The organism is Gluconobacter sp. Dm-73, assembly GCF_018256215.1.
GTDB classification, from domain to species: Bacteria; Pseudomonadota; Alphaproteobacteria; order Acetobacterales; family Acetobacteraceae; genus Gluconobacter; species Gluconobacter cadivus.
Genome location: NZ_JAERLW010000013.1, coordinates 14,092 through 27,848, shown reverse-complemented (window position 1 = coordinate 27,848; position 13,757 = coordinate 14,092). Strand labels below are relative to the sequence as shown.

The 13,757-nt window shown below is 52.1% G+C and carries 13 protein-coding genes and 3 pseudogenes; 8 read left to right on the top strand and 8 right to left on the bottom strand.

The window, feature by feature from the left end; genetic code table 11:
- The first annotated feature begins 78 nt into the window (after positions 1 to 78).
- The 3 genes from thrS to moaB all read left to right on the top strand — a co-directional run bounded on the left by thrS (position 79) and on the right by moaB (position 4,865).
- Entirely contained in the window at positions 79 to 1,881 is a 1,803-nt protein-coding gene (gene thrS, locus JK176_RS13185; protein WP_408874195.1) for a threonine--tRNA ligase, read from the top strand.
- 374 nt (positions 1,882 to 2,255) lie between these two features.
- Positions 2,256 to 4,343 carry a S46 family peptidase gene (locus tag JK176_RS13180; protein WP_077804052.1) on the top strand — a complete coding sequence of 696 codons (2,088 nt, stop codon included), beginning with the start codon at positions 2,256 to 2,258 and terminating at the stop codon, positions 4,341 to 4,343.
- A gap of 18 nt (positions 4,344 to 4,361) precedes the next feature.
- Positions 4,362 to 4,865, top strand: coding sequence for a molybdenum cofactor biosynthesis protein B (gene moaB / locus JK176_RS13175; protein ID WP_077804051.1), 504 nt, complete (start codon positions 4,362 to 4,364; stop codon positions 4,863 to 4,865).
- Between the two features lie 39 nt (positions 4,866 to 4,904).
- Here the strand turns inward: moaB and JK176_RS13170 are convergent, their stop codons facing one another.
- The 5 genes and pseudogenes from JK176_RS13170 to hxlB form a co-directional block, all read right to left on the bottom strand.
- Positions 4,905 to 5,411 carry a transposase gene (locus JK176_RS13170; RefSeq protein ID WP_235993402.1) on the bottom strand — a complete coding sequence of 169 codons (507 nt, stop codon included), beginning with the start codon at positions 5,409 to 5,411 and terminating at the stop codon, positions 4,905 to 4,907.
- Between the two features lie 46 nt (positions 5,412 to 5,457).
- Positions 5,458 to 6,197 (bottom strand): annotated as a pseudogene (locus tag JK176_RS13165) (transposase).
- A 124-nt stretch (positions 6,198 to 6,321) separates the two neighbouring features.
- On the bottom strand, positions 6,322 to 7,434 hold the full coding sequence (locus tag JK176_RS13160) for an S-(hydroxymethyl)glutathione dehydrogenase/class III alcohol dehydrogenase (RefSeq protein ID WP_077804050.1): 1,113 nt from the start codon (positions 7,432 to 7,434) through the stop codon (positions 6,322 to 6,324).
- A gap of 27 nt (positions 7,435 to 7,461) precedes the next feature.
- Positions 7,462 to 8,091, bottom strand: coding sequence for a 3-hexulose-6-phosphate synthase (gene hxlA / locus JK176_RS13155; RefSeq protein ID WP_099287725.1), 630 nt, complete (start codon positions 8,089 to 8,091; stop codon positions 7,462 to 7,464).
- Between the two features lie 4 nt (positions 8,092 to 8,095).
- Positions 8,096 to 8,674: a 6-phospho-3-hexuloisomerase gene (hxlB, locus tag JK176_RS13150; protein WP_211514752.1), complete on the bottom strand. Its 579-nt coding sequence runs from the start codon at positions 8,672 to 8,674 to the stop codon at positions 8,096 to 8,098.
- 102 nt (positions 8,675 to 8,776) lie between these two features.
- Here hxlB and JK176_RS13145 point away from each other — a divergent pair, with 102 nt between their 5' ends.
- On the top strand, positions 8,777 to 9,706 hold the full coding sequence (locus JK176_RS13145) for a LysR family transcriptional regulator (protein ID WP_206035025.1): 930 nt from the start codon (positions 8,777 to 8,779) through the stop codon (positions 9,704 to 9,706).
- Positions 9,707 to 9,739: 33 nt separating this feature from the next.
- Here JK176_RS13145 and JK176_RS13140 read toward each other — a convergent pair.
- Both JK176_RS13140 and JK176_RS15195 read right to left on the bottom strand, forming a co-directional pair.
- A pseudogene (locus JK176_RS13140) lies at positions 9,740 to 10,363 on the bottom strand (LysR substrate-binding domain-containing protein); the annotation flags it as partial.
- Positions 10,364 to 10,441: 78 nt separating this feature from the next.
- The gene (locus tag JK176_RS15195; protein ID WP_346343830.1) at positions 10,442 to 10,645 is read right to left on the bottom strand and encodes a LysR family transcriptional regulator; all 204 of its coding nucleotides are present in this window, start codon (positions 10,643 to 10,645) and stop codon (positions 10,442 to 10,444) included.
- A gap of 119 nt (positions 10,646 to 10,764) precedes the next feature.
- On the opposite strand from JK176_RS15195, the gene JK176_RS13135 reads away from it, so the two are divergent.
- From JK176_RS13135 to JK176_RS13120, 4 genes are read left to right on the top strand one after another with little or no spacing between them, the layout of a single operon-like run.
- Complete coding sequence (locus tag JK176_RS13135) at positions 10,765 to 11,160, top strand: cupin domain-containing protein (RefSeq protein WP_086649793.1); 396 nt, start codon at positions 10,765 to 10,767, stop codon at positions 11,158 to 11,160.
- A 27-nt stretch (positions 11,161 to 11,187) separates the two neighbouring features.
- The gene (locus JK176_RS13130; protein ID WP_086649792.1) at positions 11,188 to 11,931 is read left to right on the top strand and encodes an SDR family oxidoreductase; all 744 of its coding nucleotides are present in this window, start codon (positions 11,188 to 11,190) and stop codon (positions 11,929 to 11,931) included.
- Between the two features lie 10 nt (positions 11,932 to 11,941).
- Positions 11,942 to 12,178 (top strand): tautomerase family protein, encoded by a 237-nt coding sequence (locus JK176_RS13125; protein ID WP_235993403.1) that lies wholly within the window; start codon positions 11,942 to 11,944, stop codon positions 12,176 to 12,178.
- A 16-nt stretch (positions 12,179 to 12,194) separates the two neighbouring features.
- Complete coding sequence (locus tag JK176_RS13120; protein ID WP_194268042.1) at positions 12,195 to 13,274, top strand: IS5 family transposase; 1,080 nt, start codon at positions 12,195 to 12,197, stop codon at positions 13,272 to 13,274.
- 131 nt (positions 13,275 to 13,405) lie between these two features.
- On the opposite strand, the pseudogene JK176_RS13115 reads toward JK176_RS13120, so the two are convergent.
- Positions 13,406 to 13,597, bottom strand: a pseudogene (locus tag JK176_RS13115) (IS5/IS1182 family transposase); the annotation flags it as partial.
- Between the last annotated feature and the right edge of the window lie 160 nt (positions 13,598 to 13,757).

The window sequence follows — 13,757 nt, the reverse complement described above, 5'->3', positions numbered from 1 at the left end:
TAAGGCTCTCTCATGTTACCGACCACCATCTCTTCCCGTCCTTCATCCCACCCACCAAAGGATATGCTCGCCTGCCGTGTGAACGGCATTATCAGCGATCTTTCCTCCACAACTGGTGACCAACGGGCTGACCCTGTCTTCCGGTCGGACGCCGATGCGCTTTCCCTGATCCGTCACGACACGGCCCATGTTCTGGCACAAGCCGTCAGTGAGTTGTTTCCCGGCACCGCGCTTGCGACAGGGCCCGCCACGGAACAGGGATTTTTCTACGATTTCGCAGCTGAGCACGCTTTCACCGATGATGACATCGCTCGGATCGACGCACGGATGCACGAGATCGTCGACCGGGACGAGCCGATCATCCGGGAGGAGTGGGATCGCGCGAGAGCACTTGCCTGGTGCCGGGAGAATGGACAGCCCTACAAGGCCGAGATCATCATGTCCCTGCCTGCTGATGCCACCCTGAGCTTTTATCGACAAGGCGACTTCGTCGATCTCTGCCGAGGGCCACATCTCGTCAGCACAGGACAGATCGGACACGCCTTTCGACTTCTCGGTACGGCTGGTGCCTATTGGAAAGGTGATCGAAGCAATCCAATGCTGCAGAGGATTCACGGAACGGCCTGTCGTGATGCCGACGAACTCGCCGCGTGGGAGCAGCGTCAGGAAGCAGCAGCACGGCGTGATCATCGTCGTCTCGGCCGCGAGATGGATCTGTTCCATTTCCAGGCCGAAGCTCCAGGCGCGGTGTTCTGGCATCCGAACGGCTGGACACTGTTCCAGACCCTGCTCGCTTATCTGCGCGAACGTCAGAAGGCCGAGAACTATGTGGAGATCAATACGCCCGACATCATGGATCTGTCGCTCTGGCAGGCCTCTGGCCATTGGGAAAAATTCGGGGAGAGCATGTTCACCACCGAAACCGAAGGCCGTACCTACGCCCTCAAGCCTATGAATTGCCCCGGTGGTGTGCAGGTTTTCCGCCAAGGCCTGAAGAGCTATCGCGACCTGCCCCTGCGGATGGCCGAATTCGGCAAAGTCCATCGCTTTGAACCGTCAGGAGCGTTGCATGGCCTGATGCGCGTACGTGCATTCACGCAGGATGACGCACATATTTTCTGCACACCGGAACAGATGGAGGCCGAGACGCAGCGGATCTGCCATCTCGTGCTTTCGATCTATAAGGACTTCGGTTTTGAAGATGTCCGTATCAAATTTTCCGACCGGCCTGACAAACGTGTCGGATCGGACGAGATCTGGGATCGCTCGGAGGAAGCGTTACAGCGCGGGGTCGAAGCTTCAGGCCTCTCCTACACACGCAATCCAGGAGAAGGCGCTTTTTACGGTCCCAAGCTGGAGTTCGTACTGCGTGATGCAATCGGCCGGGACTGGCAGTGCGGTACCGTTCAGGTCGATCTCAATCTGCCTCAGCGTCTGGACGCGCATTATATTGGCGCGGATGGAGAAAAACATCCGCCCGTCATGCTGCATCGCGCCCTGTTCGGTTCGCTTGAACGTTTCATCGGCATTCTCCTTGAACACCATGCCGGCCACCTGCCTTTCTGGCTTGCACCCATTCAGGTCGTGGTGGCAACAATCACCGGCGCTGCAGACGATTACGCAGTCGATCTGATTAAAGCGCTCCGCCAACGTGGAGTCCGAGCAGAGCCCGATTTGCGCAATGAAAAAATCGCTTACAAAATCCGCGAACACAGCCTCGCGAAAGTACCCATGTTGCTGATCGTCGGGAAGAAGGAAGCACAGGCAGGCACCGTGTCTATCCGGGAATATGGAAGATCAGAAACACCAATGTTGGACATGGAATCCGCTATCAATTTAATCGCCAAAGCATCGGAGTCTCGTTTGGCACAAGTCTTTTAGCTTATCGACACGATTTCTTTGGTTGTTAGATATCATTGGGATAAGTGATTATACGAATAATATTTATAATAATTTCTACATTTCTGACTTCGCCCCGACATCTATTTCGAAATCCCAATATATACAAGGAGGCTATTGATTATTTCTACGCAACTTAAGTCCGGGATCGAATACGTTAGTCTTATGCTTGACGAATATTGCGATGTCGGGTTATTTGTGATGTTATAACGTAATGATAGCCACCGAAAATAAAGTGTTTCGACGCGAGTTAACATACTAAAATTCGTTAAACAAGGAACGGGAATTATTACAATGTAAAACGTCAAGTAAAGTTATGTTTCCGTATCTTTAAGGTTCTTAATTCGGGTTTATTTATGAGAAAAAAATCAATTTTGTTTGCAATTATTCCTGCGTTTATTGGATCTGCTCAGGCTGAAGAAGGCATGTGGACGTTTGATCATTTGCCTATTCGGCAGATGAAGCAGCAATATGGGTTTGAACCCTCTGTCGAATGGATTAACCATGTCATTCAGTCTTCGGCACGCTTGGCGGAAGGCTGCTCTGCCTCGTTCGTATCAGGTGATGGTTTGGTGATGACAAATCATCATTGTGCCAATACGTGTCTCACGGATCTGTCTGACAAAAATCACGATTATTTCCATGATGGTTTCTCGGCTCGAGAGGTCTCAAAAGAGCCTCAGTGTCCGGGGATGGAACTGGATCGTCTGGATCAGGTGAAAGATGTAACGGGTCGTGTCGCAGAAATGACCGCAGGAAAACATGGTGCGGAATATGGCAAAGCTTTGCAGGTTGCCAATAGTGTCCTGACCAAGGAATGCGCGCTGGGTGATGCCTCACACTGGCGTTGCGATGTCGTGACACTCTATCATGGTGGACAGACGGCGCTTTATCGTTACCGCCGTTATCAGGATATCCGTCTCGTGATGGCGCCCGATCAGGATATAGCATTCTTTGGTGGTGATCCCGATAACTTTACATTCCCGCGTTATGATATTGATCTATCGATGCTGCGGGTGTTTGAAGACGGCAAGCCGGTTCATACGCCGTTTTTTAAATTCGATCCAAAGGGCCCCAAGGCTGGTGATCTGGTTTTCACATCCGGAAACCCAGGACGCACACAACGGTCCCTTCCGGCCAGCGCATTGGCATTTCAACGAGATGTCAGTCTGCCAACCATTATTGCTGCTTATTCGACCCTTGAAGGAGCGCTGTGGCAGTATTCCAGAGAAAGCAAGACCCACCTAATTGACGCACAAAATACGCTTTTCGGTGTTCAGAACGCACTGAAATCTCTGTCTGGTACAGCAAAGGCTTTGCGTGAACCTGAAGTGATAGAAAAGCGCGAGGCGGAAGATCAAGCCCTTCAGGCGTGGATTGACGCAGATGCAGAACGTCGCAAGACTTATGGTGATCCGTACAAAAAAGTGGAAGCCGCTCTTGCTGTGCAGCGTCAGTATTATGTGCATGATTTTGCCATAACACGCACAGTTCATGGTCTGCTGGGGGACGCTGTTATGCTGGTGTCAGCGGCGCATGAACGAAAGAAGCCAGATACAGAGCGTCGGTCCGGTTACCATGATGCGGAATTAGCCGCACTTGAAACCGAGATCGCTGCGAAAGTGCCGGTGCATACTGAATTGGAAACTACGACTTTGGCGTTAGGTATGACGACCATGCGCCAGATACTCGGTGAGGATGATGCAGCGGTCCATCTGATTCTGGGAAAAAAAAGCCCGGATGAGCGCGCCGTAGAACTGATACAGGGCACGAAACTGGCGGATCCCGCAGAGCGTCTCGCGCTTTACAAAGGTGGCGTCAAGGCCATTGAATCATCCAAAGATCCAATGATCGTTCTGGCACGTCACTTAGAGCCGGTTCTGGACACGATCCGCAATCGCAGCCGTGACCAGATTGAAGCACCGATGCACGAAGCCCAGGGTACGATTGCACGGGCCCAGTTCGCGCGTGCTCAGGCAGAAGGAAAGGCAGATACACTTTATCCGGATGCCACGTTCTCGCCGCGACTATCTTACGGCACAGTTAAAGGCTTCCAGGATGGCGCAAAGGTCATTGCACCCTTCACGGATTTTGCAGGGATGTACAAACATGCAACGGGCAGTGATCCGTTCCGTCTGCCGCAAGTCTGGTTGGATGCGAAGCCACATCTAAACCTCTCTACGAAGCTTGATTATGTGTCGACCAATGACATTGTCGGCGGCAATTCAGGCTCCCCTGTTATTAACCGTCAAGGCGATGTCGTTGGCCTGATTTTTGACGGTAACCTCGATAGCCTGGCGGGCGATCTTTATTACGACATCGAGCGCAATCGTGCTGTTTCCACGGATACAAGTGCCATCATGGCTGCATTGAGGACGGTGTATCACGCTGATGCTCTTGCTGATGAACTTGAGACGGGGAAGCTAAAGTCGCGTCCGGAATAAAAGTGGAAAGATAATAACTTGAACAACTCTATACCCGTTCGGATTGCCATTCTGACTATTTCAGATAGCCGGAATTTAGAAACCGACATTTCTGGTAAGATCTTGGCCGACAGAGTCATGGAGGCAGGGCACGTTCTTGCGGCTAGGTCGATTGAAATAGATGATATCAATCGAATTACTGACGCGCTCAATATCATGATCGATAATAAGGATGTTGATGTTATAATTACCACAGGAGGAACTGGATTAACCAAACGAGATGTCACTCCGGAAGCATTCGATCTGGTTTTAGATAAATACATTCCCGGTTTTGGAGAGCTGTTTCGAATGTTGTCTTATAAAAAGATAGGGACCTCTACAATACAATCTAGATCCATGGCGGGAGTGTCCCGTGGGAAATTACTATTTGCGCTTCCCGGATCACCAGGCGCAGTCAAAGATGGGTGGGATGATATTTTAAAATATCAGCTAGATAGCAATCACAAACCGTGTAATTTTGTCGAAATTATTTCAAGGATATAAATAAACCCGCAACTGTGTCTAAGCGGCGGAGCTAATGCGCTATGGCACTCCGGTTTTGAGGATAGCGATTGTGACGAGACGCCGTGCGATAGCGACGATCATCAGTTTATGTGGTTTACCCCGCTGTTTCATGCGTTCGGCGGCAGCTTTCAGAACAGGATTATGGCAGGCAGCTGTTAATCCTGCCTGGAACAGCACGTGGTGGAGAGATCTTCCTTCCCCTGAAATGACACGTTTTCCGCACATTGCACCACTATCGTGAGCCATTGGCGCAAGTCCGGTCATGGCAGCGGCTTCTGTCGCTGTCATGCGGCCGAGCTCTGGCATTTCTGCGAGAAGCATGACGACTGATACCGGGCCGATACCAGGAATGGAACGGAGAAGCTGTGCTTTGGCGGAGAGTTCTTCTGCCTCTGCGATAACGATTTCAATCCGTTGTTCAAGCTCGCGGATCTGGCTTTCGCGAAATACTTTGGGCTGTTGTCCATATGGAGGGATCGAAGAACCGTTTGTTGATGTGCCTTGGTTCTGATTCTGCGATGGCATCCGGTCTGCATTTTGAGCAGATTGGGGGCTGTTACCCGCTGGATGACTACGCGCTCGCGTTGATCGGCTCCAGGAAGAGGAAGCGGCGCATGTTGTAGACGATATTGGCGAGCCCGATCCTCATGGTGGCCCGGGTAATATCGAAAGTTCGGACGAACAGCCCTGTCTGTGATTTCTGATCGGCAAAGACGTGCTCGACGCGGGATCGGATCACGGACTTTCCTGCATTGGACCGCTGGATATGGAGTGGCCAGATCCGTTGTGGGGATCGTCCCGTCATCCTGCCGCTTCGCCTTCATGAACTTCAGTGTCCAGCGCGCATGACGATCCTTGTGCGACAGCTTTGCCGGCTTGTCCTGCCAGTCATCGAGGATACGTCCTGCCCGGAGGTCGGCGTTCTCAGTGTTCGTATTGCGCTGCTTTGGAGCGGCTATCAATGCTGCATCCAGGATCTGGCCTGACATCGGCAGAGAGCCTGCGTTCCGCAGGGTTGTATCAAAGCGATTGAACAGACCCTCGATCGCTCCCATCTGCGTCAGGCACTCACGGAACAGCCAGACCGTTTTGGCATCAAGAACACGATCTGAAAGCCCCAGCCCAAGGAAGCGCATGGACGACAGGCTATCGTCCGCCCGTGCTTCCATCGGAATAGGCCAGAGCCTCCTCCAGATCAGGACGGAACACTGCAAAATCCACAATCTGGGAAAAGGCTTCGAGCTGATCACCAAGCCCGCTCAACCGGGCAAGCCGCTCTTCAACATCAAACAAACCAGACTGCTTCATCATCCACGCCCTCAATCAATTCAGGAGAAATGGAATCACACAGATAAACTCAAAACCAGAGGGATTTTCGAACCCTCTAGCTTATTCAAGCCCGAAATTGTCCGGACAGACGGGTCCACCTATTCCCTCAATGGAAGTGAATAACTGACCGAATAGATTTTCCTTCATGCATGAGATCAAAAGCCTTGTTAATCTGATCCAGATGCATCGTGTGCGTGACGAAGGGCGCAAGTTCAATATCCCCCTTCATAGCGTCTTCGACCATAGTCGGAAGCTGGGAACGTCCCTTGACACCGCCGAAAGCAGAGCCTTTCCAGACACGTCCTGTAACCAGTTGAAACGGACGTGTCGAGATTTCCTGCCCCGCTCCGGCGACACCAATAATAATAGACTGTCCCCATCCACGATGCGCGGCCTCCAAGGCTGAGCGCATGACATGGACATTGCCAATACACTCGAATGTGTGATCGATGCCCCAGCCACTCATCTCGATCAGCACCTCATGAATTGGCCGATCAAAATCTTTGGGGTTCAAGCAGTCTGTAGCACCAAACTGGCGTGCTAACGCAAATTTTTCCGGATTGGTGTCAATGGCAATAATGCGCCCTGCTTTCGCCTGCCGTGCCCCTTGAACCGCAGCAAGACCAATACCGCCCAGGCCGAAGATCGCAACGGAATCCCCCGGCTGAACATTGGCTGTATTATGCACTGCGCCAATACCCGTCGTGACACCGCACCCTAAAAGGCAGACGTGTTCGGGATTGGCCTCAGGATTGATCTTAGCCAACGAAACTTCTGCAACAACCGTATATTCGCTAAACGTCGAGCAGCCCATATAATGATACAGAGGCTGACCATTATACGAAAAACGCGTTGTTCCGTCAGGCATCACACCTTTGCCCTGAGTGGCACGAACAGCAATGCAAAGATTGGTTTTCCCAGACAGACAAAACTCGCATTTCCCACACTCCGCCGTGTAAAGCGGGATCACATGATCTCCTGGGGCAACACTTGTGACACCTTCGCCAACCTCGACGACAATGCCAGCGCCCTCGTGCCCCAGCACAACTGGGAAAAGCCCCTCCGGATCATTGCCTGACAGGGTGAACGCATCTGTATGACAGACGCCAGTATTCGTTATCCGAATGAGCACCTCTCCTTTACGGGGAGGCGCAACATCAATTTCGACAATTTCAAGCGGTTTCCCTGCTTCAAAAGCAACAGCAGCCCGTGACTTCATGTTCAGCTCCTTAATTATTTTATTGCTTCATTTGATGGCACTGCGCAGTCTTCGGGCTGCGTCCTGAGGATCCTCCGCGCCATAGATTCCCCCTCCCACGATAGCAACTTCGGCACCTGCATCCCGAACTGTCACGATTGTAGAAGCATTGATCCCACCCGCTACGGCGAATGGAAGCACGCTTCCGGAAATTGTCTTGAGCAGATCAACAATGCTGTACCCAGGTAAAGATTGCTCATCCAATCCCGCATGGAGTTCGACGTGAGAAACCCCCAGATCTTTTAGTTCGGAAATCCGGGAGAGACGGTTCTGTGGAGGCACACCAATCAAATCAGCAACGACCCGTTTTTGGTACGTATGTCCGGCTTTAACGGCACCTGCGATCGTAGCATCGTTCGCAAGGGCCAGCACGCCAACGGAGTCAGCCCCCGCTTCAAACGCCATGGTGGCTTCAAGCTCCCCGGCATCCATTGTTTTATAATCTGCGAAGAGTTCTTTCTCTGGATAAGCAGTCTTGATAGCCCTGAGAACCGCTAAACCCTCTGCTTTGACGAGCGGTGTACCAATTTCGATAATATCAACATATGGCGCAACCTTTCCCAGCAGAAGGAGAGCATCTCGCGTGCGCAGAAGATCCAAAGCAATCTGAAGTTTCATGACATTATTCCCAATTTGCGTGACGGGCCCAAAGCACGTCCTTTTCGAGGTGGTTGGCCTGCCAGATGGCATGAAAGAGGCTGTCCAGAACCAGAATGGCCGCCTGTTCGAACAGCGACCCGGCGTACTGAACCGTGGATCCTCTATGTGAACTTTGCTTCCCAGCAGCATCTATGATGATCGAGACAGTCGCGATCTGGCTCAAGGGACTGTCCGCTGCTGTGGTCAGGGCAATCACATCTGCTCCCGCACGGACCACTTTACGAGCGATCGCGAGCATACTGTCCGTGCTCCCGGATCCTGACGGAATAATTACGACATCTCCGTAACTTACGGCCGGTGCCGTTGATTCAGACAGCATGTGGACCTTCAGTCCGAGATGCATGAACCTCATTGCGTTCATTCCCATCCCAATGCCACTGCGACCGGCACCTGCAAAATACAGGCGCGGCGCAGATGCGATCATGCGTGCTGCCCTTTTACAGTTCTCAATACGTACAGAGTGTAAGGCATGAGAAATCTCAGTCACGATTGTCGACAGAGCGTCGGAAACAGCCTTCGTATCGGGCGATATAAACGCCATGCTTCCCCTCCCCTGATTCTTTTTGATTGACTGGCTTATCTGCCCCAGAGCCGTTGCCAGAAGATAAGAGAACAGCCAGGATCAAACAAACAAATGAGGTCAATGGTGGGTATCGATCATATCAATTTGGCTGGGCTCGATTTGAATCTTCTGATCGCTCTGGATGCTCTTCTGGAAACGGGAAGTGTGACAAAAGCTGGAAAGCTGATGGGGATCGGCCAATCTGCCATGAGCCATAATTTAGGGCGTCTTCGAACTCTTTTTGGAGACGAACTGTTGACACGACATGCGGGCGGCATGCGACGCACCCCGCGCGCAGAAGCTCTCCGCCTACCCGTGCGAGAGGCCCTCAGTAGTCTTCAGGCTTTGTTAGGGCGTGAAACACCATTTGATCCAGCCACAGCTGAACGTCTTTTCAGGATTGCAGTCCCAGACAGTATCGAAATGCTTCTGATGCCTCGATTTCTAGCGTACCTTCAGGAAAAGGCTCCAGGAATTCGCCTGCGCCTACATAACGTTGATCCTGAATCCGTCCTCAATACGCTAGATGAAAACAAAATCGATCTCGCGATTGGTATAGGACCCTTCAGTGGTGCACAAACCCACCATAAAAGCCGTCTTTTAATGCGGGATGAATATCTGGTTCTCTTCAATTCTCATATCACAAAATTAAAAACACCACTTTCTCTCGACGATTTTCTTAAATTCCCACATCTGCTGACAAGCTTGCGACCTGGGGAGCATGGTGTGGTTGATAAGGCCTTGGCGCTCCTGGGATTGAGCCGCTCAATTGCCCTGACAACGCCAAGATTTATGAGCGTTGCTCCTTTGCTCGTGCAGGCTCCCGTGATAGCGACCATGCACAGCCGCCCTGCGCAAATGCTGGCAAAGATCTTCAATCTTACGACCAGTCCGCCTCCTGTAGCACTCACAGATGTCAGGATCGACATGATCTGGCATGGATCCTACGGAGACGATCAGGCGCACTGCTGGATACGCGACACGCTATGGAAGATGGCGCAAATCCCTTAAAAAATTTGTTCCTCAGTTATGACGGTATTATTTCTAAGAAACAGGAAGATGATATCTCATGGCTTCTACCAACGCTGCAAAAGCTGGTGAGTGTAATCGCCTGCTGGGATAATACAGATAGGGGCCTTCACACTCTAAGCTCCATTCAGAAAGCACCTCAACCAGTTGTCCCATTTCAATATCGGGCTTTGCCAGATCATAAGGAACGTAGCCCAACCCAATCCCATCAATAGCAGCACCGAGGACCAACATAGAGTTGCTAAACGTTGTTTGTCCTGCCACACGAAATGCGATTTCGCGTCCTGTCGGTTCACGAAACTCCCACTTCAGGTTTCCTCCAGCAGTCGTCATCCGCATATTAATACAGTTATGACGGCGCAAATCATGAGGCGTTGCAGGGGGCAGATGACGGTGAAAATAATCCGGTGATCCTACGACGCAAAAGCGCCAGTCGGGGCCCACACGCGTCGCGACCATGTCTTTCTCGATGGCTTCCCCGATACGGACTCCTGCATCAAAGCGTTCTGCAACGATATCAACAAAAGCGTAATCCATGCTGAATTCGATGTTGATGTCGGGGTATTGTTGGAGAAATTCGAGAAGTTTAGGTCGAAACACCAGTTCTATGGCCGCATCGGTGCATGTGATACGAATTGATCCGGCAGGCTTGCTACCAAGAGACGCAACTGAGTCGAGTTCGGTAGAGACCTGTTCAAGAAGGGGCCCGACACGCTTTTAAAGCTGCTCTCCGGCATCGGTAGTTGCAACATTTCTGGTCGTTCTAGACAGCAGGCGAACTCCGAGCCTTTCCTCAAGTCCTCTCACCGTGTGGCTCAAGGCTGAAGGCGTGACACCGAGCTCGGCAGCGGCTCGCGTAAAGCTTCGTTCCCTGGCAACCGCGAGAAAAGCCGTCAGTTCATTGATATGATCGCGTGGCATTGCTGAGCTTATTTCAAAGGTTCATGCACGTTATATGCTCTAATCGAGTTCAGCAAGATCCCTTATCGTGTTCGGAACAAGGCCTCGTCCGGCCTGACAGCGAAACACAGGAAATTTTTATGGAAATCTTCCGCGTAGGTCACAAGCCGTCTTTCAAAGGGCCCGGAGACTGGTTCACAGGCACGGTCCGGGTTGATATGCTTTTCAACCCCGCCGCTCCCGATCGTGTTCAGGGTGCAAACGTGACATTTGAACCGGGTGCACGGACAGCCTGGCATACCCACCCACTGGGCCAGACCATTATTGTGACATCAGGCGTTGGTCGCGTACAGAGATGGGACGGCCCCGTCGAAGAAATCCGTCCTGGCGACGTGGTTTTCTTCGAACCAGGTGAAAAACATTGGCATGGCGCCGCTCCAGAGACGGCCATGACCCATATCGCGATTCAGGAAGTCGAGAATGGGAAAGTCGTAGACTGGCTCGAGCACGTCTCTGACGACCAATACGGGCAATAAGTCAAATATTTATACGGGTGACACATCATGATTAAAGATAAAGTTGTTCTCATCACTGGTGCATCTTCTGGTATTGGCGAAGCGACGGCGCGGCTTCTGGCACGGCAGGGTGCGAAAGTTGTCCTGGGTGCGCGCAGAGAAGAGCGTCTAAAGGAGATTGTCAGTGCTATCAAAGACGAGGGCGGCACAGCGACCTACCTCGTGACGGATGTAACGAAGCCGAGTGATAATGAGGCTTTGGTCAACATGGCCAAAGAAAAATACGGTCGTCTTGATGTTATTTTCCTCAACGCAGGTCTGATGCCGACAGCCCCCGTATCCGCCTTGAAGACAGACGAATGGAATGCAGCCGTCGACATTAACATCAAAGGCGTTCTGAATGGCGTTGCTGCCGCCATGCCTCATTTTCTGGCACAGAAATACGGTCAGATCATTGCCGTTTCCTCAGTGGCCGGTCTCAAAGCATACCCTGGCAGCGCGATCTACGGCGGCACCAAGTGGTTCGTTCGCGATTTCATGGAGGTGCTTCGTATGGAGTCAGCCATGGAGGGTAGCAATATTCGTACCTCCACGATTTATCCTGCAGCGGTGAAAACTGAATTGCTCGGCGGCATTTCTGATCCCGGGGCGGCTGCAGCCATGCAAAAGCTGTACGATCAGCATGCTATCCCACCCGAACGCATTGCCGACGTAGTCTCGTTTGCGATTTCTGCCCCAGCAGACACAACGATCAACGAGTTTACAGTAGGGCCAGCCAATCAGGCCTGGTGAGGAATCCTCAATGCCGCATATCATCGTGAAGCTTTGGCCAGGTAAATCCGAGCAGCAAAAACAGCGTCTGGCGGATGCGATCACCCAGCAAGTTACCGCTATTCTGGGTTATACGGACGATGCGGTCTCGGTTGGTTTCGACGAGGTTGCTTCTTCGGACTGGCGTGATCAGGTTTATAGACCTGGAGGGTTCGAAAAACCTTCTGGATTTGAGGGTTCCTCTGTGATTCCATCTCTCCTGCGTTGATTGGGGATGATGGCAGATGAAGCAGCCGAGTTTCTTTGATGTTGAAGAGCGGCTGGCCCGGTTAAGCGGGCTTGGCGATCAGCTTGAGGCATTTTCCCGGACTGTGGATTTTGAGGTGTTCCGCCCCGATCTGGAGAAGGCTCTGGCCTATTCAGATGGGAGCAAAGGTGGACGACCGCCGTTTGATCCCGTGTTGATGTTCAAGATTCTGGTGATCCAGACGCTGAACAATCTGTCCGACGAGCGAACGGAATATTTGATCAACGACCGCCTGTCCTTCATGCGTTTCCTCGGTTTGGGACTGTCGGACCGGGTACCTGATGCCAAAACGGTCTGGCTGTTCCGTGAGCGTCTGGCCCAGGCGGGAGCTATTGAAAGACTGTTTGACCGGTTTGATGCCACTCTGCGGACCGCCGGTTATCTGCCAATGTCCGGCCAGATCCTGGATGCGACATTGGTAGCCGCCCCAAAGCAGCGCAATACGAACGCTGAGAAAGCTGACCTCCGGGCAGGGCGTATTCCTGAAGATTGGCAGGACAAACCCGCAAAGCTGTCGCATAAGGACCGTCATGCGCGCTGGACACTAAAGTTTACCAAAGCGAAGCGGCAGGATGACGGGACGATCCCAGCCACGGACCTCGCCATTCCGTTCTTTGGCTACAAGTCCCATGTTTCCATCGACCGGAAGTTCCGGTTCATCCGGAAATGGAAGACAACGGATGCTGCTGCCAGTGATGGTGCCAGACTGCGCGAGGGCCTTCTGGATAAAACCAATACGGCCTCAAGCGTCTGGGCTGATACAGCGTATCGCTCGAAAGCCAATGAGGACTTCATGGACAAGCAGGGCTTTGTCTCGAAGGTTCACAGGAAAAAGCCGCATCTCAAACCTATGCCCCGGCATATCCAGAAATCGAATGCTGGAAAGTCGGTGGTCCGATCTCGTGTCGAGCATGTCTTTGCCGATCAGAAATCGCAAATGGGTCTGTTCGTCCGAACTGTCGGTATCACCCGGGCCACCATGAGGATCGGCCTTGCCAATATTGTCTACAACATGCGCCGCTTCCTCTTCCTCGAAAGATTGAACGCGAGCGCGTAGTCCTCCCACTGGCGATGGACCGCGATCTGCTCAAAACGCAGAGCGAAAGTCACCCCCGAAACCCTCAATCAAAGCGCCAAAAAACTAAAATCATCAGACAATCGCATCAACAAACAGTTCTTCGATCCCTCCATCTTGAACATCAGCACCGGATCAAATGGCGGACGCCCGCCTTTACGGCCGTCCGAATAGGCCAAAGCCTGCTCCAGATCAGGGCGGAACACCTCAAAATCCACAGTCCGGGAAAATGCTTCGAGCTGATCGCCAAGCCCGCTCAACCGGGCAAGCCGCTCTTCAACATCAAAAAAGCCAGTCTGCTTCATAGCGCCATTCCCACAGTCAGAACTGGACAAATGGAATCACAGAGCTGGTTTCAAAACCAGAGGGTTTTTCGAACCCTCCAAATGGGTCTGTTCGTCCGAACTGTCGGTATCACCCGGGCCATCATGAGGATCGGGCTCGCCAATATCGTCTACAACATGC